Genomic DNA, 25274 nt, shown 5'->3' with positions numbered 1-25274 from the left:
CCGATACCGAAGATGACCGCCCTGCCCTCCTCCGATGTGCTGCTGCAAGCCATGCAGGCCATCGTCGGCCCCAACGGCTGCCTGAGCGCCGAGGCCGACACTCAACCGTTCGTGACCGACTATCGCCGCATTTATCACGGCAAGTCACCGCTCGTCGTGCTGCCTTCCACCACGGAACAGGTCAGCCAGGTGATGGCGTGGTGCTATGCACACGACGTGCCCGTGGTGCCGCAGGGCGGCAACACCTCGCTGATGGGCGGCGCGGTGCCCGATGACAGCGGCACGGCCATCGTCATCAGCCTCAAGAAGATGAACCGCGTGCTGGCCATCGACACGGTCAATGACACCATGACGCTCGAAGCCGGCGTCACGCTCTCCGCCGCACGCGCCGCCGCCGATGACAGCCGCCGCCTGTTCCCGCTGCGTATCGGCTCAGAAGGGTCGTGCCAGATCGGCGGCAACCTGTCGACCAACGCCGGTGGCACCGCCGTGCTGCGCTACGGCAATATGCGCGACCTTGTACTCGGCATTGAAGTGGTGCTGCCCGATGGCCGCATCTTTTCGTCGCTCAAGGGCCTGCGCAAGGACAACACCGGCTATGACCTGAAGCACCTGTTCGTCGGCGCCGAAGGCACGCTCGGCATCATCACCGGTGCGGTGCTGAAGCTGATGCCGCAACCGCGCGCCACCGCTGTGGCCTTCGTTGCCGTGGAAAGCCCGGACGCCGCCGTGAAACTGCTCGGCGAAGCCCGCGCGCTGTCCGGCCAGGCTGTCACGGCCTTTGAGCTGATCTCCTCTCCCGCACTCGAGCTCGTGCTCGGCTACCTCGGCGATGTCCCTTCACCGCTGGAAAACCGCCACGACTGGATGGTGCTGATCGAACTGACATCGGGCACCGACGAGGAAAGCCTGAACGGAGAGCTGATGCAGATCCTCGAAGCCGGACTTGAAAAGGGCCTGGTGGTAGACGCCGCCGTGGCATCGAGCCTCGCCGACGTGCAGCAGTTCTGGCGCATCCGCGAAGAAATCTCGGACGCCCAGACCCGCACCGGCGGCAGCATCAAGTGCGACGTCTCCGTACCGCTCTCCCGCGTAGCGCCGTTCATCGAAGCCGCCTCCGCCGCCGTGCTCGCACTGGAACCTGCCACGCGCATGGTGATCTACGGCCACATGGGCGACGGCAACGTCCATTTCAACCCCCTGCGCCCCGCAGACCGCGACGCCAAGGATTTCCTGGCCCAGTGGTACCAGCCCATCTCCGACCTGGTAGACGGCCTGGCCTACGCCGAGAACGGCTCCATCTCAGCCGAACACGGTATCGGCGTCGCCAAGCGCGACGACCTCATCAAGTACAAATCTGCGGTGGAGCTGGAACTGATGTGGCAGGTCAAGCGGGCGCTGGACCCGAAGAACCTCCTCAATCCGGGAAGGGTGTTGCCGAGGATGGATTGAGTGTGTTTTTTTGATGGCGGGAAGGTGGGGGGCCTCGCCCCCCGGGCTTTCTTAATCGCGTAACACCTGAATGTCTACGCGAACAAGGTCAGCTAATTTCACGCCTGTACAACGTGTATCCAAAGTAGCGCCACTTGGTGGTTCCACCGTTCTCGAAATGCCCGCCGGCGGCTCCGGATCCTTCGTCCTGCTTCTCCCAGCTCTCGCCATGGTTCCGGCTGATCAGTGCGATGTCATGCCCATTCCTGCTGCTCGCGTCGATCATCAGCAAGCCATCTCGCCCCGAATACAGCGCTGCGGGAGATATGTCGTCGCTAAAGGTCTTTAAATGCGTGGCCTCTGTTCCTGTCCATCGCCAGATGCCCGCCGGACGTTTGCGGTTCGAGTCATGTGGAATGCTGTAGTCATGGGGCATGCCTTGTTCCGTCAGCAGGTAAAGCCGGTGGCCCCGCATGCCCTGCTCCGTCTCCGGCACCCACAACGTGTCGACCACGGTCGCCTCCGGAATCGCCATCTCCGCACCGCGCGGTTCGACGGCACGCACAAAGATGTCCGCCGGGTCATCCCAGCGCAAGGCATACACCAGGCTGACGTTCTTTTTCTCGCCGTATGGCTGTGGCGAAAAGAAAGCAAAGAAGTACACACCGTTGTCCGCCAGGGACGACGACGTGAACATAAAGCGTGCATTCCGAACGACCGGCGCATCACTGCGGACCTCGGCCTGCGCGGCACGCGTGCGCGCTACATCGACCTGATAGGCTAGCGGCGGCGCCTTGATTTCCTCCCACCGCTGACCCCCATCTGCCGTGCGCCAGATCCTCGGCCCCCATCCAATGGCATAGCCGCGATTCGCATCGAGAAACGCAAGCTGGCTGATGTTATGGCTCTCAGGCCACGACAGGCGGTTCCATGTCAGGCCGCCATCTACGCTCTTCCACAGCTTGTGGTACGACACACCATATCCATCGGGGCCGTTCGCCTGGTTATAGTCCAGCCACTGCGTCGCGATATAGATCACCTTCCAGTCAGGGCTGACCCACCACGCTGCGTTCTGGGCAAACTGCTCGAATCGTTTGGTTAGATCTTGCTGAAGGTTGCCCGAGAAGAAGCGCACGGTATAGCGACTGAGCCGCTCTGACGATGAGTACATCCATTTTTCAGTCGGCTCTGCAATGCCTGGCCGACTTCGCTCCTCCATTGGTTTGAAGGTAATCAATGGCGGCGAGACTTTTAACCACAGGGCCTGGTGCCCCTTTATCCGGAAGTCCGCCCCGCCATAGGGCTTGTCCTCCGCCAGTACTCTCGCATGTTCCGTCCACATCCAGAATCCCCTGCATCCATATCCGACGGCCCCCAGCATCAGCCCAAGGACCACTATTCGCAACAACAGGCGGCGACTCATTTCCACAAATCCCGTATCAAACCAACCAACGCTTCCCCCGTCTCCGTAGCCGTTCTCACCGGACGCCTGATCTTCTCCTTGCCAACTTCCACGCCGCTATCCACCGCTTGCTCCCACGTGTCGCCGTCCAGCCATTCCTCGATATTTGGCTGGCCGGCAATCCTGCGCAGATCATCCATCGCAAGCTGCGCCAATCCCGCGTCTAGATAGGACGGCACATGCGTCTTGAACGCAAACTCCTTGAATCGCTCACTGTCCAGTTCAAGCTCGTACTGGGGAACGTTCATACTGAATCCGCGCTTCGCGTTGTACTTGCATGAGATCACAATCGTGCCCCCTCTCATGTTCTGACCCAGACCGTCCTCCATATTGTTCTGCAGGAGAAGCCTGGCCTCTTCCAGCCACGCCTTTCCCTGCAGGCTCAGGCGCGGTTCCAGCTTCGCCCCGTAATTCGAGCAGTAGTAGTACCCGTAGCCGATGTAATAGTTCGGCAACTGGTGGCCACAACCGATGTGACGCATCATGAAGTTCGTCGCGCGCGACCACAGCGGAGAATCGCTCGACGGCTGGATCAGGGCATCCCTGTTCGCGAGCAACTTGCGGATCGCTTCTTGGTCATCCCATGGGTTCCAAGCGCTCAGCCACGCTTTGATGGCTTCCCAAGTCGTCAGGCCGCTTTTACTGACATACTCCCGATGCAACGGTCGGTAGTAGTAGATGCACTGCCCAACGATGCCGTCAGCGGCAGGCGGAACGATCTTGTCGCATGACGAGGCCAGCACCTTCGCACGGTCCTGCCAGCTTGCCGGCGTATGGATGGCGTCGCCGCGTCCCAGAGGGTTTTCTTTCTTTTCGCTCATGTAGCATCCGGTTGCCGGTCATACAGTTCCACCACTACTCCTTCAGGCACGAGGCTCTCTGATAAGCCGGTTTCGCCGCTGTCATTCGTCATCCCTTCATCGATAATCCGTCCCGCTGCGTCACGCAGGCGATAGCAAATCCTCGATGCTGGAACGCTCGTTCCGGCCCATGTCGCAACGAAAGCCTGGTTGTAGCTCCCGGCGACACCCTGAGGCATGGATGGCATGTCCCGCGTCAGAAACATTGGCCCCGGCATCTCATGCAACGCGGCATGCGCCCTCCAACGCCCCTTGGTGCCATGCTCGATTCCGCTCGCGTTGATGCGGATGTAGCTGCTGCCGCCGTTGATCAAAATCTCCTTCTTCGCGGCAATCTCCACCACCGCAGAGACACTGATGAGCTTGAGTACCTTCTGGGCGATGATCTCGATGTCGTCGGACTGGGCCTGGATGTCGATCTTCCCTTTGGCGGCGAATAGGCGCATGCCCAGCTTCTGGGCGAACAGCACCGCTCGATCCGTGACACTGCCGAGAAAGCTCTTTCCCGTAGCCATCGACAGATGCCCGCCTGCCGTGATCGCCGTGTGCCGGTCACTGTGCAGGTGCGTGGTTTCCGTCGCGGTGGCCACGATGCCTGCTGCGCTCGCCAGTACGAGGTGCGGCGCGCTCAGCTCCCCCTGTTCGCCCGTCCCCCGGATCTCGTCGCTGAGCGTCTTGAGCGCCTGGGCGACGTCAAGTTGCTCGCCGGATTGCGCCTTCTGGTGTGTGGCCTGATCACCGAGGCTCCTCTGGATCTCGTCTGCGCGCGCGAGTCGCTGCACGGTTTCATGCATGTCCTTGTGGTGCCCCTGCGCATCGGGGCGAGCCTCGGTACTGACGAGCATGCCCTGACCCGCGCGAAGTACGCCCCAGCCGTCGGTGCGCAACTCAAAACCTTCCCCTCGCTTTTCCTTCCGTCCCTCTGCATCGGCAACGCGCGTGATATAGCCGAGGCTCAGCAGTGACGCGTGGTGGTCGCTGCCGATCTGTGTCTGGATCTGCCCATCCGTGTCGTCCTGCAGGAAGGTGTTGTGTCGTTCGCCGTGGAGCTCCTTGCTGCGGAACCCTGACAACGCATGCTGGCTTGGCAGCTCCCATTGCGGCATATTCACGCGATTGGGCACTCGCCCAATGATGATCGGGCAGTCCGGATCGCCGTTCATGAAATCCACGATCACTTCTTGTCCGATACGCGGCAAGTGGCTCGCGCCGAACTGGTTGCCCTGCCAGGCGGAGGACTGGCGTAGCCAGCAGGAACTATTCTCGTTGCGCTGTCCGATCCGATCCCAGTGAAACTGGACTTTCACGCGTCCGTACTCGTCCACCCAGATCTGCTGGTCTGCGGGTCCCACGACCATCGCGGTCTGCGGTCCATGCGTGCGGGGCTTCATCACTTCCCGGCCCGGACGATAGACCTCCTTCGTTACCTGGGCTTCGAATGCGAATACGCACGCCCAGCGCTGCGGCTGTCCGGATTCTTCCGCCACATCCTCGAGCGTCAGATGCGTGGCGAAAACCAGGTACTCGGTGTTGGCAGCTTCCTGCGGATGGTGCGCGAGTGTGAAGGTGCATCCCGCCGGTAGCCCTCGAAGGTTCCCCTTCCCCGCCACCCGGGTGCCGTGTTGGCGCAGCGTTTCCAGGCGGACACGGGAGAGCATGTCCCCTTCCTTCCATGGATCATTGCCAGTGGCAGGCTGCGCGTAATCCCCCGGCCACTCGTAGACCTCGTGTTCAGCGTGCGCCGTGCGACGCGCATCCCGCGTCCCGACGCTCAGGTCCGCCCGAGGCTTGCCGAAATCGTAGTCGTTTGAAACCCACGCGCCCGAAACGAGCGAGTCGATCGTCGAGAACTCGTAGAGATGTTCCTCGTCGATTCGCCCCGTCGAATCGTGCCATCGTACCGCGTGATATGCAGCGCTCGCGGGCTTGCGGAAGGCGCCGTTACCATCCGTCAGCACGAGCCGATGGCGGCCGTCCGAGTGTTCGAAAAAGAAGCTGATTCCCCATTCTTCAGTCAGTCGCTTGAAGAAGGTGTAGTCGGCTTCGCCGTACTGGACCTGGTACTCGCGCGTCGGATAGCGCGCCACATCCAAGCGCATTTCCACCGGGAACGCATAGTCGACCAGCAATTCATCGAGTATCTCGATGACTGTCTTCTGCTGAAATATCTTGTGGTCCGATGTGAGCGACGCCAGGAACAGCCACGGACGGAGCGTCAGCGTATAGGCGAAGCAACGTCCCTCGCTAGTCGGCCCTTTCACCTCGGTGACAAGCCCGGAAATCTCGCGGCTGCCTGAACCGATGCGCGCCGCCCGGCCCGTTCCGCTCCCATCCAGCTCAATGACAATCGTCAGTTCCCGACCCTGCAACGCAGACATGTCCAAGTTTGCGGCAGGTCCAAAGACGGCGTTCAGACTATCTGGCGTCTTGAGCGTGACACGGTACTCGAACAATTCGCAGAGGTCTTCGCGCCCTTCGACGCGCGCAACCGTAAGCGCAGACTGCCCCATCAATGCCGGAAGACCGTCGCCCTTCAGCATGACGGTACGGCTATCGAAGCGGTCAGCCGTGCCCGGCAGATTCAACGAGGCATTCATGGCTCTCTTCTGTAGCAGACTCCCGGCGTTCATTCTCTCCTCCCGCACATATCCAGTGCTTAAGGAAAGTCAATGCATCCTGCCTGATTGGCATTCATTCAATGTCGCGCACGAAGTACCAGACAACCTGATTCCCGACATCGCTACGTTCGGGACCCGGCATCGGATCACCCGCCTTGACCTGCGCGATCCGATTGCCCAGGTGGTTGGCCACCCACCGCCCGCTACGAGGGCACGTCTGGAACGGCAGCGCTGACGCGCCTCGACTCGGCTGCGGCGTGCTGTCATCGATCGGACCTTCTGGTTCATCGAAGCGCGCGACCCAGCGCCGGCTTTCTTCTTCACCAAACCTCTCCACACCCTCCATGTAGGAATGCATGGATCCGCGCAGCGGCTTGCGCAAAGGACGGATCACCCGGTTGACAAAGATGTAGGGCTCCAACGGCCCCTCTTCCGGCGCGCCCAGTAGCGGATAGTCGCCCGCCCGGATCACCAGGCACTGCCCGTGCCGCTCCATCAGAATGTCTTCACGGCAAAGCGCGGCTCTGACGTCTGCCTCACTGCCGAGTTTCTCCAGCAGAGGGTCGCCAAGCACCGTGTACCAATTCGTGCTCTTTATGTGGTTGTCTTGATAGTCATATGCCTCCGCCAGTGCCCATGCGTCCACTTCCAAGCCTTGAAATCGTCTTGACAGTTGATATTCCATGGGCAAGTGACGATCGAAGTCATAGGGCAAGACGGAACTGAGCCCGCCGTAGCCACCACGGATTGGCAGCGCTTTGCAACAGAAGGTCATCAGCTCATGAAATTTATCTATCCCTTCTGTATTTTCAGCGAACGACCAAGGCAGCACAAATTTGAGATGAGAAAGAACGCCATATCTATTCTCGAGTAGCTCCTGTCCTGTTAACATTTCAATTAAGAATTCTGGTGCACTGTCAAATTCAGTAACATCGGATAGAGCAAAATGAACACGACCATTAGGCTGCGTAGAAACTATTGACCTCCGGATGGATTCGACGCCATTTTTCGTTCTTTTAGAGTATCTTGATTTTCCATCAAATTCTCCAAAAAGATTCTGTGAAAACATTGTTAGGAAGCGATCCGTACAGTCCAACAGTCCCCGACGTACCATCGGCTGTGATCCTCGCTCAAAAAATAGCGTACCGATCAGCGCAGGACGGATAACGATACGATTGCTATCCGACGGATCCCTGAATGTCAGTTCGTGACTGTAGCGCTCAATGGCCTCGGTCGGTGCCAATGGGGAGAAGGAAGTCATGGTGTGAGTCATAGGTCAAGGCCGGCAGTGATGCGTCATGCTGCAGCCAAGGATCCTGCGCTGCCAATCGCAAGCAGAGCGAGTAGCGCAGCGAGCATCGTCTCGGAAATAGCGACAATAAGGAGCACGCCGGTTATAGCCAAGGCCACCACTGCCACCGCACCGGCCACGGTAATCACGATCTGACCCCAATCAATTTCTTTGATTTGTTCCCACGCCAGATCGGTTTTTTGCTGGATCTCTCGCCATGCGGCGATCATGCCTTCGCGGGTCCAGCGAATGACGGCCTGACCGGTCTCATCGATCCATGTCCAGGCATCAGTTGCTACATCCCGTATCCAATGACCGGTCTCAAAGAGCCACACCGCCCGTTTCCGCAGCCACGCCTGTGTTTCGACGGAAAGCTCCTGAATCCCCAGGCGAGCTCCTTCAACCAAGGAATCCACTTCCCGCTGGAGTTGCGTTACTCCGTCTTCAACCTGATGTAGCCATTTCTCGTAGAAGGCCGGTTCGGTTATCGGATTTTCCGATCGAACAGGTGCTCGCTCTTTTATTGCGGAGGAAGAAGATTGCAAAGAGGGCTGACTAACTGCATTCCGCACTCGGTTCAGATTGCCATTACAGTCAATCACGTCTGCAATAACCAGACGGCTTAACGATCCGGCTGCAATTCGTACATAGTCGTCTCGCTGGTCTTTCGGAAGTCTGTCGCCCGGAAATTTCATCTCGACAACTCGACGCAAATTGTCGACATGAGGCTCGCCTTCGTGGTCGGAGGTCGATAGCCCCGGCCACCTTACGTGGGCGTCCTCAACAAGGATGATGTCTGGCCGACGGAGAAACCCGGCAACGTAGCCACGAGGAAACGGATTCAGACTATGGCGGCGATTCGCCCCTTCCGCGACGCTCCCTCTGCTTAGAAATGGCTTCGGCGGTATAAAGCTCATGTCAAAGCAAACCTCCGCCTTGTAATGCCAGTAGAAGTCCGCAAGAAATTCGTCGGCACGAATCGCAGCGCTCACTACGAGCTGCTGCAACAGCGCCTGCGTTGTGGTGCCATCCTTTCTGCGAACTGTCGTGACCCGCGGAAAGCGCAGCGCGTACTCCACCTTCTCCGCCACATATCCTTTGTCCGCAGGAGGAACTTGCCCGTATTCCTTGCGTTCCTCCAGTGTCGTGCAAGCTGTACTTACCGTCCTGTAGGTCACACGCATTGCGATACCTCGCTTCAGAAATGCTCTAACGGAACTTGAGGGTTGTGGCACTCCGAAGTCGCGTTTTGGCTCGGGAATTTTGTTGCTGCTGAGGTGTACTCGGTGCGATAGACGAGCGACATTGCTTTGCTTTCGGCAAGGCAGATCTCGATTGCGGCGAGCTTGCGCTTTTCTGAAAGCGCCGCGAGCCACCGTCTAGCCAGTTGCGGTTGGACGATCTGCTCGATAAAGCTGATCAATTGCCGGGCACCGGTCTCACCAACCGGACAACGCTGTACGATGTGCGAAACCACCGCATCGTCGTACGTCAGCGCAATGTCGTGCTGATCGCGCATGCGCGCCACCACGCGATCCAGATGAAGACGAACGATCCGATCCAGGTTGTCAGATGCCAGCGGGAGATAAGGCACCACCACGAGCCGCCCGAGGAAAGCCGCAGGAAATACCTTGCGCAGTTCGGGCATCAACGCGTCGCGCAGGGCTGCGGGCTCCGGGATCAGCGCCGGATCGTCGCAAAGGCTGGTCAGCAGGTCGGAGGCCGCATTGCTGGTGAGGAGCAAGATCGTGTTACGGAAATCGATGTAGCGTCCTTCCCCATCTTCCATGTAGCCCTTGTCGAAGACCTGATAGAAGACCTCATGCACGTCCGGGTGGGCCTTCTCGACTTCGTCGAGCAATACCACGCTATGCGGACGGCGACGTACGGCCTCGGTCAGCACACCCCCTTCCCCATAGCCAACATAGCCGGGCGGTGCCCCCTTGAGAGTCGAGACGGTATGACTTTCCTGAAACTCCGAGAGGTTGATGGTGATGAGATTCTGCTCGCCACCATAAAGCGCGTCGGCCAGCGCCAATGCCGTTTCGGTCTTGCCAACCCCGGATGGCCCCACCAGTAAAAAGACGCCCAGGGGTTTCTTTGGATCTGTCAACCGTGCGCGCGCCGTCAGAATGCGTTCACCCAGTTGATCCAGGGCGTGAGGCTGACCAATGACACGCTTGCCCAGTGTCTCGGGCAACGCCATTACGGTGGCGACTTCGTCGGCAACCATGCGTGTGACAGGAATGCCAGTCCAGTCGGCCACAATTGCCGCAACCACGGCTTCGTCCACATCGGTGAAGACCATGGGTGCATCCCCCTGGATGGCCTGAAGCGATGCGTCCAGACTGATCAGATCCATCCGGGATGAAGGCGTGCCGTCCGCCGCGTCGAAAGCCGCGGCGATCCGACGCTGCTCATGAATCTCCGCAACAATCGCTCGTTGCTGCTGCCAATGGGTCTGGGCCTCGTCAAGTTCAATCTCGGTGTCCCGGATCGTCTGCTCGACGGCTGACATGCGGGATTCGTCAGGCGTGGCGAGACTGGCCTCCCTGGACAGAAGACTTGCTTCCGCCCTTGCCGCCGCGAGCCGCTGATGCAGACGCTCGACCAAAGCTGGCGGCGCGTGGAGCGATAGCGCCACGCGCGCGCAAGCCGTGTCCAGCAAGCTGATCGCCTTGTCCGGAAGCTGGCGCGAAGGAATGTAGCGATGCGATAGCTTCACTGCCGCGCGCACGGCTTCGTCACGGATCAACACCTGGTGGTGCGCTTCGAAGGTTTCCACAAGACCGCGCACCATGGCGACTGCGGCAATCTCCTCCGGTTCCATCACCTGCAGCACCTGGAATCGACGCGTCAGTGCGGGATCCTTCTCGATATGGCGCTTGTACTCACTCCACGTAGTGGCACCAATGGTCCGCAAAGCACCGCGGGCCAGCGCTGGCTTGAGCAGGTTTGCGGCGTCTCCGGTCCCGGCCGCGCCGCCTGCGCCAACGAGGGTGTGCACTTCGTCCACGAAAAGAATCACTGGTTGTGGAGATTTCGCTGCATCTTCGAGCACGCCCTTCAGCCGCGCCTCGAACTCTCCCTTCATGCTGGCACCCGCCAGCAAGGCACCTACGTCGAGGCTTAGCAGTCGGACTTCCTTCAGGCTCGGCGGTACGTTGCCCACGGCGATGGCCTGTGCCAGCCCTTCAATCACCGCCGTCTTGCCGACGCCGGCCTCACCCGTCAAGAGAGGGTTGTTCTGCCGGCGGCGCAGCAGAATGTCCGTCATGGTGCGAATCTCGTGCTCGCGACCAATCACGGGGTCAAGTCGGCCTCCCCTGGCCTCCTCGGTCAAGTCACGACAGTACTGGCTCAAAGCGTTTTGGCCGGACCTCGTCGGCGCCAATGCACGACTTGCCTCGCCTGGAACAGCCGGCGAGAAGCCACTGCCATCGTAGGCTGCCTCCACACTCTCGGGCGACTGGGCAACCAGAGCCGGCACCATGCCAACCAGATCCTCCGCACTCACCCTGGCAAACTGGTTCGAGATGCCAAGAACCGATCGCCGCAACTCCGGTGTCCTGAGCAATGCTGTCAGCAGGTAAGCGCCACGCACACGATCATCGGAAAACGCCAGCGTGGCATAGACCCACGCCCGCTCGATGGCCGATTCGATCTGAAACGAGAAGTCGCTGATCGAGCTCGCCCCTGCCGGCAGGGTCGCCAATGCGCGCGTGACGTCGGCCTCGAGCGTCTGGAGGTCTGCCCCGGCATGCCGTAGCATCCGCTGGAGATCACCGTCGGGGGTCTGCAGAAGTTGGTGCAGCCAGTGCACCAGCTCCACGTACGGATTGCCGCGAAGCTTGCAGAAGGCGGTCGCACTTTCTATCGCCTTGAACAACGTGGGATTGAGTCGGCCAAATAGCGCCTGCCGTGAGATATCCATCCGAAGCCCTTCTTGAATTTTGCTGAATGGGCCAGTTCTTTTGCCCGGAAGGCTGCAGAAAAAAACAGCCTTGATCAGGCTATTTTAAAATCTCCACGCATGCAATTTCCAACACCTATTTATACACATCTATTGATTTCGATAAAATTCAATCCAAATTTTTAGTATTTCTACTATACGTTTATCGATTACAGAATCACATAGCAGCTATAGATATGACTCGACATCAATAGAATTATTCTTAAATTAGTATTTATATTTTCTTAAATCTGATTTTCCTATCGCTTTTTTTGTGTATTCGACTATCATCGGCACCGGAATCGGTCAACGAGTCAGTGAGACGAGTATGTGCGACTTGAAGTATCTATCGGCGCGGAGAGGGCTTTCTGCGCCAACCTCGGCAGGTACCGGGAAGGACCGGATGGTCAAGGATGGAGGTCGGGGTGCCGGATCTTGCCACCCGCACCGCTGGAAGGACTGGCCGTGAGTGAACATCGCGCCCCACGCCGCCCCAGCGCGCAACTGCTGCCCACACTGTTTGACAGGCTGCGGGATGATGCGCCAACGCGACCAGCAGAAAATGCGACCGAATACACGGTGACACGCGCGCAAATGCTCGAAATCATCCAGCGTGATCTCACCTACCTGCTCAATACCACCAATCGCGAAGACGAGATCGATCGCAAGCGGTTCCCGCACGCGGCCAGTTCAACCCTGAACTATGGTGTGCCGGCCATGGCAGGCAGCTATCTGTCAGAACATAGATGGGACGACATTATCGGCGTCGTGCACCGTGCTATCGACAACTTCGAGCCGCGCCTGATTCCTGGCACCCTCAGGATTCAACCGCTGCTCAAGGAAGACGCTCCGCACCGATACAACGTTCTGCTGTTTGAAATCAGCGGACTTATCCACATGGACCCGTATCCGATGGCGTTCACAGCACAAAGCTCACTGGATCTGGAAACCAGTCGGATGCAGCTCCGGGCGCTCCATGCGAATTGACGGCTGGTTCTCTGCAACAGTGGCCTTTCAGAGGTCAAGCCCTCGAACTGCCGAACAACGCGTGTTGCAAACAACAAAGCGGGGCGGCCGGCGCCCCGCTTTTTCACTCCGAACGATCGCTTGAACGATCGCTTACTTCGCTTACTTCGCTTACTTCGGATTCTTCTTCATCTTTTCCTTCGTATCGCCATACGAAGACTGGGTGCGACCGGCTACCTGCTCGGCCTTGCCCTTCATTTCGGTCGAGGTCTTGCCGGTCATCTTGCCGGCCAGTTCCTTGGCCTTGCCCTTGGCCTCGTTCATGCGGCCCTTCACTTGATCCTTGTTCATGATCGCGCTCCTTGTGATCGGTTCAATCGGTTCAGGAAGGCCCGGTCCCGTCCGCAGCCAGCCTGGCAGGCCGGATGGCGTCGGAAGCAGGGCTCAGGGACAGTTTAGGAAACCATTGGAGAATCCCCTGTAGGACTTCGCCGTAATGGGTTGTGGGAGAGACACCGGATTTCCTAAACTCGCATCGTGAGAAAACTGAATTCCGCCGGCGGCGAATCCTTGCGACCATGGGAGCGCCAACCCCATCCATGTACGGCAACCCCGCATGCGCCTGAAACACCTCGCCCTTGCCGCCACCTGCCTGTGCGCCGCCGCCCCGGCTGATGCGCAGTTCCGCATTACCGGCGCAAATGTGCAGAAACAGGCGAACGGGGTGATGTCTCTGATGGCGTATTCGGTGGTGCCGGACCTGGCCTCCAGTTCCTTGTCGATCAATAACGCCACCAGCGGAGACCCGGGCATCATGATGTCCCAGCTTGGCGGCGGCTTCACCATCAGCAAATCCTTCCCCCTGTATCTGGAAGGGGCGATTGCGTACAGCCGCTACGACCCGACCTTCGTCGCCACCGACGGCTCGGACTCCCGCCAGATTCCCACCCGCTGGAACACCTTCTCGGGCACGGTGGGAATCGGCTGGGATTTTCCGCTGACGGCAGACAAAGAGCTGGTGTTCCGTCCGATCTTCAACGCCTCGATCGGCAATGTTTCGAGCGACCTTGCCGTCGCCAAGGTCGTGGTCGAGCGCGCCGTCGACGAGCAGATCAATTTTCTGGACAACGGATCGCTCAACGCCTACGGCCTGGGCGGCGCGGTGATGCTGGACTGGGAGCATTACCGGCCCGAACACGACATTGACGTCGAGCTCCGGTACACCAACATCTATCTGCAGACCTTTGGCGGCACATCGGCCGGGGTCAAGGGCTCGGCCACGGCGCAGACTGCCAATCTCTACGCGCGCTGGCGCGCGCCCCTTTTCAACCTGCGGGCACTGGACCGGCCAGTGCGCTACGTGCTGGAGCTTTCGCATTCCCAATACCTCGGCAGCCAGGCCAATGTGCTCGGCTTCAACCGGCTGACCACGCTCGGCACCGGGCTGGAACTCGATACCAGTGCGCACGAGGTCTTTGTTACCCGGATTCGCGCCGTGGTCCGCTATGTGTTTGGCAACAACGTTTCCGGCTTTTCGCTGGGGCTGGCGGCGAGCTTCTAGCCACGATCTCGCCACATCGGGCGAGTGATGCCTCTCCGGATCAAGCGCGGGATGTAAGCGAACGTAAATCCCGCCCGGACGCACCGATATTCCCGGCAGGCCCGTACACCGGCGTCCCGGCGCGGGATAAAATCTCGCCCTTCCTGTCGGCGCGCCCCCGCCAATGTTCCTGAACGACCCCGTAATCCTTCTTGCCGTCATCACGCCCTTTGGTCTGATGACGACGCTGCTGTTATGCCTCTCCTATCTGGGACTGGGCAAGCACAATACTTCCCTGCACTGGTGGCTGGCCGGCGACCTGCTGATGGCTGCCTATCACGTGGCGGCGCTGCTGCAGCCCGGCGTGCCTTCCGGATCGCTCGCCTGGCTGCCCGTTTTCACACCGGCCGGCGCGCATGCGGTGGGCACCACGCTGCTCATGACCGCAGTGGGCGCCCATACTCTGGCGCTCTATCACCTGCTGGAACGCGGCCATTCGCGCGCGTGGCATCTGCGCATGCTGCTGGGCGTGCCCATGTTGTATCTCGCTGGTGCCTTGCTTGCGTTGCATAGCCCCTACACCCTGCCGTGGTTCTGCCTCTGCATGTTCGCTTCGATTGCGATCCAGGCGCGCGTGACATGGCGCATGGCGCGCAGCTATCGCGGCGCATGGGGGTTGCTGGCGGGACAAGCCGTCCTGCTCGCCTTTCAGGGTTCCGGCGCGATCATGCTGACCTTGCATCCGCTGCCGCCGCTGCCCTTTCACGCGCCGTTCTTCCCGACCATCGACGCGCTGCTGATGGATGCGCTCGTATCGTTCCTGCTCACGCTGAGTTACGCACTGGCGCTGCAGGAGCAACTGCGCCAGCGCATCCTGAACCTCAGCCGTACCGATTCGCTGACCGGGGCATTGAACCGTCGCGGCGCCGGTGACATCGTGGCAGCAGAATGGCAGCGCGCACGCACCGATCCGCATCCGCTGGCGATTGCCATGATCGATCTCGACCGCTTCAAGTCGATCAACGACCAGTACGGCCATGCGATTGGCGATGCCGCGTTGCAGGCGTTCTCCAACACGGTGATGCGCCTGAAGCGGCAGCGCGATGTGCTGGTGCGCTGGGGCGGCGAGGAGTTCCTGATCCTGCTGCCGTACACCGACGTGACGCAGGCCCACGGCTTTCTCAAGCGCCTGCGCGACGCGCTGCACAACGGGCCTGTCACGCCCTGGCTGCCCTTCGCGCTCGAATTCAGCGCCGGTGTGGCGGACACCGATACGCTTGCCAGCATCCCCGATTTCGAGGCCCTGCTGCGCGAAGTCGATCAGGCGCTCTATCGCGCCAAGCGCGAGCGGAACAGCATCGAACTCGTGAATCCCGCCTGACGGAACGCTGATCACTCACCCGCTCTTCACCGTGCCCGTTGTGGCCCAATAAACGGACAAGGGGCGGGTTTCCCCGGTTGACACTGCCTCGGCAAACCCCTACATTGCCCGGGCAGATCTAGATAAGAGACCATCTGTAAGATGGTCTCTTAGCGCGTGCAATTTGCGCGGCCTCTTACAGAACAACGATAAGGAGACCGCCGTGCAAACCTCTGCCATCAAGCTTCGTGGCATCGACGATGTCATCGCCTTCATAGATTCCTGTCCTGGCATTCGCGGCCGCGCCGGCGTCATCTGGTGGCTGGCACTCGGCGGACTGTTCCTCGACGCCTTCTCCAATTCCGCTTTGAGCGCCGGCCTCGGGCCGATGACGCGCAACCTCCAGCTCGAACCCGGGCAGGTCGCATTGCTGACCTCGTTCGCATCGTGGGTCGCCATCGCATTCAACCCCATCGGCGGATGGATGGCCGACCGCTGGGGCCGCGTCAAGCCGCTGATCCTCGCCAAGGTGTTTGCCGTTACCGGCGCCGTGCTGGTCGTGATGGCACCGGACTTCCAGCAGATCCTCGTCGGCCGTTTCTTCGTGGGCGCGGCGTACGGGATCGATTTCGCCATCGCCATGGCCGTGCTGGCCGAGTTCACGCCGGTCAAGCTCAAGAGCCGCCTCAATACATGGCAGGGCATGTGGTACACGGCCGTGTGCCTGAACCTGGTACTGGCGCTGCTGTTCTATTCGTGGAATGTTGGCGACACGATCTGGCGCTACTCGGTGGCCGCCACCGCAGTCTTCGGCGTGGGCATCCTGATCCTGCAAGCGCTGTTCCTCGTGGAAAGCCCCACGTGGCTGGCGCGCAAGGAGCGTCTCGAAGCCGCTGCGGTGGCGATGACCCGCATCTACGGCCGCCCGTTCGTGGCCGCGCCTGCTGCTGAGCGCATTCCCGTCACCAACCTCGCCCGTCGCGGTCTGGCCAACGTGCTGCTGATCTTCCGTGGCATCTACCTGCCGCGTACCGTGCTGGCCGCCACCGTGCAGATCGGTCAGTCGATCCAGTACTTCGGCATCGGCTGGTATCTGCCGCTGATCAGCGCAGCGCTGTTCGGCAAGGACTTCGTCTACGCGACGATTGGCGCGCTGGTCTTCAATGTCTGCGGCATCTTCGGCGGCTTCCTCTCGCCGCTGATCGGCCGCAAGCTCGGTCTGCGCCGCGCTTCGGCATTTGGCTTCGCGGCGGTCTTTGTGATGCTGCTCACGCTGGGCCTGTTCAACGGCAAGATGCCGACGTGGGTGGCCGTGGTCGTGCCCTCGCTCTTCATCCTGTTTCACTCGGGCGGCCCGGGTGCCAACGGCAAGAGCCTGTCGTCGCTGTCATTCCGCAGCGAGCTGCGGGCCGGTGCCAACGGTGTGATCGGCGCGCTGGGCGCCATCGGTGCGGCACTGGGCCTGCTGGTGTTCCCGCTGTTCCGTGCCCGCTACGGGCTGGAAACCACCTTCCTGATTCTCTCCGTCGTGCCGCTCATCGCCAGCGTCATCTGCTTCGTGATCCGCTGGGACCCCACGCGCACGGCGATCCACCCTGATAACGAAACCGACGCGCCGCAGTTCCGCAGCGATGCACGCGACAGCGCCGGATACATGCAACCTGCCACCGAGAAATAATCCGAATGCCACACAGGAAAGTCATCCTCGCGATCGACGAGGGGACGTCCGGCACGCGGGCAGCGGTCGTCGGCGCCGACGGCCATGTCTCGTGCCTGCAATACACGCCCCTGCAGGTCGATTCCCCACGCCCCGGCGTGGTCGAACAAGATGCCAACGTACTGCTCGACAAGACGCTCGACGTCTGCCGCGCCACGCTGGCCGAAGCCGCACGCGGGAAACTCGAAGTCGTGGCGCTGGCCGTGGCCACGCAACGCGCAACTGCCGTGCTCTGGGATACGCGTACCGGCCGCGCGCTGGTGCCTGCCATGGTCTGGCAGGACACGCGCTACGCCGCCGAACTGGATCGGCTCGCGCCCGATTGGGACCCGCGCCTGCGCAGCATGGTGGGCCGCCCGGCCGGCGTGCGCTCGCCCTATCTCTGGGCCGCGCGGCACCTGCGCGAGACACCTGCCGTGGCCGATGCCTTGCGCGAGCGGCGGCTCGCCTTCGGCACCGTCGACACGTGGCTGCTCTGGCATCTTTCCACAGAGCGCGCGTGCGTGACCACGCCGACCAATGCCACCTCGTGCAGCGCCTACGTGCTCGGCGAGAACCGCTATCTGGACGAATGGATCGACGCGCTCGGCTTTCCGCATGAACTGCTGCCAGCCCTGCGCCAGGACGCTGACGATTTCGGGCGCACGCGCGCCGATCTGCTCGGCATCGACGTACCGATCCTCGCCTGCGCGGGCGATCAGCTTGCTGGCGCCGTGGGACTGGGTTGCCTCGACGCCGGCCAGTCGATGTGCCTGCACGGCACAGGCAGCTTTGTCGATCTTGTGATCGGTCCCGACCTGCCCATACACACCGGCCAGTCCGACAGCACGCTGACGATGACCGCACGGCGCTGCCAGGGGGTTTCGCACTTCTCGGTGGAAACCTTCGTGGCCACCACTGGTTCGGCCCTGAACTGGGTCTGCGACAAGCTGCACTGGTTCGAGAATGCGAAGCAGATCAGCGCGCTGGCCGCCACGGTGCCGTCATCGCGCGGCGTGACATTCATTCCCGCCCTGACCGGCCTGCGGGTGCCGCAGATGCAGCCCGAGGCCCGCGCCGCGCTCAATGGTGTGTCAATGGCGACCACGCAGGCCGAGATCGCGTACGCCATCCTCTCCGGCATCGCGCATTCGGTGACCTCCTGCATCGATGCCAACCGTGAGATCGCGGGCGTCGATGTATCGAGCCTCGTGGTCGGCGGCGGGCTGTCCGGCAGCGATGCCCTGCTGCAGATGCAGGCCGATCTCACCGGCCTGCCCATCCATCGCATGAAGGAAACCGATCGCGCCAGCCTGCGCGGCATTGCGTGGCTGGCCGGCGCGCAGGGCCTGCTCTGGGATTCGCTGGAGCAGGCGCGTACCACCACGGAGCCGGATGCGGTGTTCATGCCGCGCATCGGCAACGACGAACGGGCCGAACGACGTGCACTCTGGCACGCGCGCGTGGCCTCCGAACTGAACCACGTGCAGGCATTTGCCGCGCACTGAACGATACGATCTGGAGACCTCAGCAACATGATGGTTCTGCCATCCCGCGGCGCCAATCGGGAACGCGCCGCCATGACCAGCACCGAGCCCTTGCGGCTGGTGCGCACCGAACAGCTCGACCGGCTTGCCAGCGAGACGTTCGATATCCTCATCGTCGGCGGTGGCGTCACTGGCGCCTATGCCGCACTCGACGCCAGCTTGCGCGGATACCGCGTGGCACTCGTCGAGAAAAGCGACTTCGCCTCGGGCACCTCGTCGAAATCCTCGAAGATGGTCCACGGCGGCCTGCGTTACATCGAACAGGGCAACCTGGGGCTCGTGCGCCATTCACTGCTGGAGCGCCAACGCCTGCGCCGCAACGCGCGACATCTGGTGCAGCGCCTGCCGTTCCTGTTCCCCGTCATGGAGCGCGACGGCGTGTTCGACAAGCGCCTGGCCAAGGCTTTCGAAGGATTGCTGTGGACCTACGACCTGGCCGGCGGCTGGCGCGAAGGCATCCTGCACCAGAAGCTGACCAAGGCCGAAGTGCTGTCGCACTGCCCCACGTTCAACGAAGCCAACCTGAAGGGCGGCTTCCTGTATTTCGATGCACGCGTGGACGATGCGCGGCTGACGCTCGACATCGCGCGCACCGCAGCGTTCCACGGTGCCGCAGTGACCAATCACGCGCAGGTGATGGAGATCACGCGCAACGCGCATGACAAGGTCGATGGCGCGATCGTCCACGCCGATGGCCGCGAAATCCGCGTGCGCGCCGGCGCGGTGATCATGGCCACTGGCGTGTGGCTGCGCGACTGGACCGGCCGCCGCAAGGGCGAGGACAAGACGCTGCATATCCGCCCCGCCAAGGGTGTGCACGTGGCCATCCCCTGGCTCAAGATCCGCAACGACTGCACGGTGACGATCCCCGTGCCCGGCCGCAGCCGCCGCGCCACCATCACGCGCTGGGGCGATGTGTCCTACCTCGGCACCACCGACGAAGACTACGACGGCGATCTCGACAACGTCATGTGCACGCGGCAGGAACTCGATTTCCTGCTCGAAGGTGCGCGCTCGGCGCTCAAGACCGACCTGCAGCCCGAGGATGTGGTCGGCAGCATTGCCGGTTGCCGGCCGCTTGTGGCGCCGCCCGGCGGCAAGACGCTGGAGATTCGTCGCGACCACGAGATCCATGTCGCCAACGACGGGCTGGTAACGATTGTCGGCGGCAAGCTGACCACCTCGCGCCATATGGCCGAGCAGACCATCGATGCCGTGCAGAAAGTCATCGGCAAGCGCGGCAAATGCCGCACGAAGTCCGCATACCTGCTGGGCGCGGCCGGCTACGACCCACAGGCCATCGTGGCATCGGGCGGCATGTCCGCGCACCTGGGCGAACGCTACGGCACCGAGGCCCGCTTTGTCAGCGACATCCTGCAGGCCGACCCATCGCTCGCGAAGCCCATCGTCGCAGGGCTGCCGCACACCGAAGCCGAGATCGTCTACGCGGTGCGCCATGAACTGGCTGGCACCGTCGATGACGTGCTCTCGCGACGCATCCGCGCACGCCTGATGGCGCGCGATGCATCCGCCGTCGCCGCGCCACGCGTGGCGCAGATCCTCCAGGCCGAGCTCGGATTGTCCGGGCAGGCCGTGGCACGGCAGGTCAGTGATTACCTGGCCGCCGTTGCCCTCGAAAAATCCGTCCTTATGGGAGAGACAGCATGATCAGCAAGGAAGCCATCAAGCGCGGTTACAACCGCGGCAACTACGTCGTCGGCAAGCACACGCCCCCGCACTTCGCGGCCAGCATCACGCAGACGCCGGACGCGCCGGGGCTGCAGCGCGATGCCGTGACCATCGACACCGCCACGCTCGATGCCCTGCGCGGCGCCGCCGACGAAGTGCTGACCCGCACCGGCGACGTGGTGAACTGGACGCGCGACTGGTGGGCCGGTTCGATGATGACCGAGACCGGCGGCAAGCCGGCCACGCCGCGCGGCGCCATCGTGCGCGTATCAACGGTGGAGCAGATCCAGGCCGTGATGCGCATCGCCCATGCCGGCGCGATTCCCGTCACCGTATCGGCGGGCCGCAGCAACGTGACCGGCGCCGCACTGCCGGTGCGCGGCGGCATCGTGCTCGACGTCTGCGAACTGAACCGCCTGCTGGGCTTCGATCGAGAAAGCCAGATCGTCGAAGTGGAATCGGGCATGTTCGGCGACATCTTCGAGCAGACCATCCAGCACGAATACGGCATGACGATGGGCCACTGGCCGTCGTCGTACGCCATCAGCACCGTGGGTGGCTGGGTGGCCTGCCGTGGTGCCGGGCAGCTCTCCACGCGATACGGCAAGATCGAAGACATGATCGTCGGCATGGACGTGGTGCTGGCCGATGGCAGCCTGGTCACCGTGGGCGGCTATCCGCGTGCGGCGCTCGGTCCTGACCTGATGCAGATGTTCGTCGGCTCCGAAGGCACGCTTGGCGTGATCGTGCGCGTGCGGCTGAAGCTCCATCGCCTGCCGGACTATGGCCGCGCCATCGCCTACGGCTTCAGCAGCTTCGCCATCGGGCTGGAAGCGTGCCGCCAGATCATGCAACAAGGCGCCAATCCGGCGGCGCTGCGTCTCTATGACGAACTGGAGAGCGGCGTGCAGTTCGGTTTGCCCGAGACCAACGTGCTGCTCGTGGCCGACGAAGGCGCACAGGAAATGGTCGATGCCGTGATGGCGATCAGCACGCGCGTCTGCGCCGGACTCGGCGACAAGCTCGACGGCGATGCCATTTTCGAACGCTGGCTCGATACGCGCTACCTCACCGGCAAGAGCGCCGAAGGCTTCAAGCGCAGTCCCGGCTTCGTGGCCGATACGCTGGAAATGGCCGGCCCGTGGAGCGATCTCGCCGCGATCTACACCGACGTGGTGGCCGCGATCAATGCCGTGCCGGGCACGCTGGCCGGCTCCGCGCATCAGTCGCATGCCTATGTGGATGGCGCCTGCCTGTACTTCTCGCTGCGCGGTGACGTGGCGGTGGAAAATCGCCAACAGTGGTATCGCGCCGCATGGGATGCCGCCAACGCGGTGCTGATCCAATACAATGCCGCGCTGAGCCACCACCATGGCATTGGCCTGCTGCGCGCGCCGTACATGGCAGATTCGCTCGACACGGCATTCCCGGTACTGGAAGCCGTCAAGCGCGCGCTCGATCCGCAGAACATCCTCAATCCGGGCAAGCTCGGCCTCTCCGACGTGCTGGCCCACGAAAGCAAGAAGTAAACATGGACAGGTCTCTCGGCGCCCGCCTCACACGCCACCCCGTTATCGCCACGCTCTACGGCGTGGAACAGGTCGAAGCCATCCTCGGCAGCGAAGCCGAAGTGGCCATCGTGGCTAACGTGGAACTGCGCAAGCTCCAGCCCGTGATCGCCACGCTGACAAAGGCCGGCAAATACGTGATCGTCAATATCGATAGCTGCGAAGGGCTGTCGCAAGACAAGGGCGGCGTCGAGTACCTGGCCGACATCGGGGTCACAAGCCTGGTGTCGACCCGCGTGGCCACCATCCAGCGCGCCAACCGCGCCGGCATGGTGACCATGCAGAAAGTCTTTGTCACCGATCGCTCTACATGGCCACGCAGCGTCAAGGCGCTGGAACAGAGCGACCCCAACCTCGTGCAGTTGATGCCCGCGCCCATGCTGTCGCATCTGCCAGAAGCCGACCGCAAGGCACTGCCACCCATCGTGACGTCGGGATTCGTGTGCAATCAGGACGATATCCGCACTGCCCTGGCTCATGGGGCTGTGGCGATTTCCACGAGTGATCGGAAGTTGTGGGATTTGGAGGCGAAGGCGGTGAAGGGGAAGTAGGGGTGTTTTTTGGCGGGCTGGTGAAACCCACCTCGGCATCGGCGGGGGCATCGTCGGCACGCACGCGGGGGACTTGATTAGCCGTCGCGGAAGCGTTGAGGTTTTGGTTTGCTGGATGTAAAAACCCGCCGGACGGCGGGGTTTTTTTGTGGGGGAAGGGTTCAATCTTGCTCCCAGTAGCTTTTCCTTGGCGGAGGCTCTGGCTCTCCTCTTTCTTTTCGCCGTAGTGCTTGAATATCTCTGACAAAGTGATAATTTACAAATATGAAAAATGTTACGTATATAAGAAAACCGAGATGAATGGTTTCCATCCAGCGTCGTGATAAAGTGAAAAAATTAATCCCATGAGTAGCAAAATTGCGATTCCGGCGTAAAGCACTCTTCGGTAAATCTGTTCTCTCTCATCGTGCGGCTTCATTTTTTCCCTTATTTTTATTTTCAATAATTTTTTGAAAAGCTCCTGGAGTCAGTTGGATGGACCATTAACAAGAACGCCGGAATGCCCGGGAGCTACGTGCTGAAGCAACGCTTCCCCGCCAGCCGCCCCGAATCCTAGAGCGGCTGAGAGGCCAGGATTTTGCGACGGGCTAAAAACGGCCGAGCTTCCAAATGCTGCTGCACCTGCTAACCCGTCGCTGTACGTCCGAGCCACGATCTTGCTGGCGCCCCTCCCTACTACGATAATCGCTCGCTGATTCCAGCCTCACCAATTCGTGTTGGTGTCTGCAATGCTCCTCCGACATTTATCGTCGATCCGCGCACTGATACTTACTTAATCCTGCTCCCAATAGCTTTTTTTTGAGCGGTGGCTCCGGCTCACCACGTTCTGCACGACGGTGGACGCGTAGTTCTTTGATAGGTTGATAGGCAGTACTCGCAAAAATTGTCAGAATCACGGGAAAACCAACTAATACAGGTAGCCAATCTGCACCCTGCGCATACGAAAATACGAGGATCGTTCCCGGTAAGCCAAGGAGGGCGAGGTAGGCGCCGATGGCCCTTCGCAGAAGGGATCTTCTGGATGATTTATTGTTGTCCATTTGCAAAATTTTCTATCGAATTCTGCGTTGATCCGGACATGATTTTAATCAAAATATTTTGAAAATCATCGAACTGATTTGCGCCGCCCTCTAGATTAAACATAGAAAATAACTACAAGAAAGTCTTGAACGCTAGCGCTATCAAAATTACCGAAACGGTTATTATAAAAATGTAATAGGATTTTTTTCACCTGACGACATTTTTTCCCATTCATCTGAGCTGGGTCCGCGCATGTTATTTGCTCCCGTTCACTTATTGATTCGATCGCTTGGTATCGAGCGTGCCCAAGGTATAAAACCGGCACTGATGCCACCAGGGGCTACCCAATAGGCTCGCGGAACTGACATTTTGGCCGGCATGGATCGCCGAGCCGAGCGTGCTGCCGCGGCTTGCTCAATCTTGTTCCCAATAGCTTTTCTTTGGTGGAGGCTCTGGTTCCCCTCTTTCTCTGCGCCGTTGTCTGCGAATATCTTTTATGAAGTAATAGGTGACCACTATAAATAGGGACACATAGGCGGGGAGCCCCCCAATTAGGGGCTTCCATCCGGCACCCTGAGCTAATGAGAAAGCCAAAGCAAGCAGAATTAAGAGGGCGATCCCCAAGTATCCAGCCAGGAGGCGCCGGTATATATTTTTTCGTTCATCAGGTAAATTCATTTGGTTTCCTTGTGGCTATTCTCAATTATTTTTTGCAGAGAGCCAGGAGTGATTTGGATGACACTGTCTACAAATATGCCAACCCGCCCTGGAACTGCGTAGCGAACGATAGGACTTAGAGCGGCGGATCCGAACCCGAGCCCTCCTGCCAATCCGGGATTTTGATCTGGGCTGTATATGGAGGATGCGCCAAAGGAGGCAGTGCCTGCTCGTCCTGCGTTGTATGTTCCAGCGACTATTTTGGCCCCGATACCTTTTCCAAAATGAGTCATCGTTAATCCCATTGGCGAAAATGCCGCAAATATTCCGCCAACCCCAACAGACTTCCGTACATCGGGTGGACTATCGCTAAGCCCCGAGGAATAATTGAGAGTATCGCTACCGTAGTCATATGCCGTCCCTAGCGCCCATCCAGTAGCGACGACCGGCGCAACAGTGCCAACCGCCACAAGCCCAAGCCCTGCACCGGCAGCCATACCCAATTGAGGATTCGGATTGTGTGCCGGCATCGCCCTCTGCTCCGGCGTCAACGGCCCACCAAGCGGCCCCGGATCGCGGCGTTCCTCTGCCGTCGCACTGAATAGACTCCCAGCATTCGCGCTGATAAATGCCACGGCGTATTTGTCGCCAGCGACCCCTTTGCTCGCCATGTCATCGACCAAGCGATATCCACTAGCCAACAACATCCGCTGCGCCTGTTCGTCCGTCAGTTCCTTGCCAGTCTTCTCCGCATAAAACTCCGCAAACTCCTTGGCGTTGTCCTTCGCCCATTTGCGTTCGTCCGGATGCAACTGCCGATTAAACCGATCCACGTTCGCCCCAGTAGCCGCCCCGGACCCACCACCCACCGCAGCCCCAATTCCCCCAGCCACGATATTCGCCGCAATTCGCCGCCTTCCTTCCAGCCATCGACACCGGATGTCGCTTTTGCGAGGTTGGTGCGGTTTTCGTCGCTCGAGTAGTGTCGAAGGCTTTTTAGATCGAAGATGCCGCGATTGGATGTCAGGACAAAGTAATTTTGTAGATGACGAGTATCAAAATAATT

The 25274-nt window shown here is 60.6% G+C and carries 17 protein-coding genes; 9 read left to right on the top strand and 8 right to left on the bottom strand.

The genetic code is table 11. The features are described 5' to 3' along the window. Positions 1-12: 12 nt before the first annotated feature. Positions 13-1452, top strand: coding sequence for an FAD-binding oxidoreductase (locus GA566_RS16965; RefSeq protein WP_160473453.1), 1440 nt, complete (start codon positions 13-15; stop codon positions 1450-1452). A gap of 88 nt (positions 1453-1540) precedes the next feature. Here GA566_RS16965 and GA566_RS16960 read toward each other — a convergent pair whose 3' ends face one another. The 6 genes from GA566_RS16960 to tssH all read right to left on the bottom strand — a co-directional run bounded on the left by GA566_RS16960 (position 1541) and on the right by tssH (position 11596). Next, the gene (locus GA566_RS16960; protein ID WP_160473452.1) at positions 1541-2854 is read right to left on the bottom strand and encodes a hypothetical protein; all 1314 of its coding nucleotides are present in this window, start codon (positions 2852-2854) and stop codon (positions 1541-1543) included. Further along, positions 2851-3714: a hypothetical protein gene (locus GA566_RS16955; protein WP_160473451.1), complete on the bottom strand. Its 864-nt coding sequence runs from the start codon at positions 3712-3714 to the stop codon at positions 2851-2853. Before GA566_RS16955 ends, GA566_RS16960 begins: the two co-directional genes overlap by 4 nt. Next, complete coding sequence (locus tag GA566_RS16950; RefSeq protein WP_160473450.1) at positions 3711-6350, bottom strand: type VI secretion system Vgr family protein; 2640 nt, start codon at positions 6348-6350, stop codon at positions 3711-3713. Before GA566_RS16950 ends, GA566_RS16955 begins: the two co-directional genes overlap by 4 nt. 94 nt (positions 6351-6444) lie before the next feature. Then, a complete protein-coding gene (locus GA566_RS16945) occupies positions 6445-7632 on the bottom strand; it encodes a type VI immunity family protein (protein WP_160473449.1) in 1188 nt (395 codons plus the stop codon). Positions 7633-7667: 35 nt separating this feature from the next. Then, a complete protein-coding gene (locus tag GA566_RS16940; protein ID WP_160473448.1) occupies positions 7668-8846 on the bottom strand; it encodes a VRR-NUC domain-containing protein in 1179 nt (392 codons plus the stop codon). Positions 8847-8860: 14 nt separating this feature from the next. Next, positions 8861-11596 (bottom strand): type VI secretion system ATPase TssH, encoded by a 2736-nt coding sequence (gene tssH, locus GA566_RS16935; RefSeq protein ID WP_160473447.1) that lies wholly within the window; start codon positions 11594-11596, stop codon positions 8861-8863. Between the two features lie 483 nt (positions 11597-12079). On the opposite strand from tssH, the gene tssE reads away from it, so the two are divergent. Then, positions 12080-12601, top strand: a complete 522-nt coding sequence (gene tssE, locus GA566_RS16930; RefSeq protein ID WP_137928259.1) for a type VI secretion system baseplate subunit TssE — start codon at positions 12080-12082, stop codon at positions 12599-12601. 150 nt (positions 12602-12751) lie between these two features. Here tssE and GA566_RS16925 read toward each other — a convergent pair whose 3' ends face one another. Continuing rightward, the gene (locus GA566_RS16925; RefSeq protein WP_137928258.1) at positions 12752-12931 is read right to left on the bottom strand and encodes a CsbD family protein; all 180 of its coding nucleotides are present in this window, start codon (positions 12929-12931) and stop codon (positions 12752-12754) included. A gap of 265 nt (positions 12932-13196) precedes the next feature. On the opposite strand from GA566_RS16925, the gene GA566_RS16920 reads away from it, so the two are divergent. From GA566_RS16920 to GA566_RS16890, 7 genes are all read left to right on the top strand, one after another. Then, positions 13197-14141, top strand: coding sequence for a hypothetical protein (locus GA566_RS16920; RefSeq protein WP_160473446.1), 945 nt, complete (start codon positions 13197-13199; stop codon positions 14139-14141). 163 nt (positions 14142-14304) lie between these two features. Continuing rightward, a complete protein-coding gene (locus GA566_RS16915; protein WP_137928256.1) occupies positions 14305-15501 on the top strand; it encodes a diguanylate cyclase in 1197 nt (398 codons plus the stop codon). Between the two features lie 202 nt (positions 15502-15703). Next, entirely contained in the window at positions 15704-17158 is a 1455-nt protein-coding gene (locus tag GA566_RS16910; RefSeq protein WP_160473445.1) for an MFS transporter, read from the top strand. Positions 17159-17163: 5 nt separating this feature from the next. Next, positions 17164-18684, top strand: a complete 1521-nt coding sequence (locus GA566_RS16905; RefSeq protein WP_160473444.1) for an FGGY family carbohydrate kinase — start codon at positions 17164-17166, stop codon at positions 18682-18684. A gap of 27 nt (positions 18685-18711) precedes the next feature. Next, positions 18712-20391, top strand: a complete 1680-nt coding sequence (locus GA566_RS16900) for a glycerol-3-phosphate dehydrogenase/oxidase (RefSeq protein WP_160473443.1) — start codon at positions 18712-18714, stop codon at positions 20389-20391. Beyond that, entirely contained in the window at positions 20388-21941 is a 1554-nt protein-coding gene (locus tag GA566_RS16895; RefSeq protein ID WP_160473442.1) for an FAD-binding oxidoreductase, read from the top strand. Before GA566_RS16900 ends, GA566_RS16895 begins: the two co-directional genes overlap by 4 nt. 2 nt (positions 21942-21943) lie before the next feature. Continuing rightward, positions 21944-22531, top strand: coding sequence for a glycerol-3-phosphate responsive antiterminator (locus GA566_RS16890; RefSeq protein WP_160473441.1), 588 nt, complete (start codon positions 21944-21946; stop codon positions 22529-22531). A gap of 1694 nt (positions 22532-24225) precedes the next feature. On the opposite strand, the gene GA566_RS16885 is transcribed toward GA566_RS16890, so the two are convergent. Beyond that, a complete protein-coding gene (locus GA566_RS16885; RefSeq protein ID WP_160473440.1) occupies positions 24226-25041 on the bottom strand; it encodes a hypothetical protein in 816 nt (271 codons plus the stop codon). Positions 25042-25274: the final 233 nt, after the last annotated feature.

This window comes from Cupriavidus sp. SW-Y-13 (genome assembly GCF_009793345.1).
Taxonomy (GTDB): domain Bacteria; phylum Pseudomonadota; class Gammaproteobacteria; order Burkholderiales; family Burkholderiaceae; genus Cupriavidus.
Note: the sequence above shows the minus strand (reverse complement) of the source record. Positions and strands in the feature narration are given on the sequence as shown.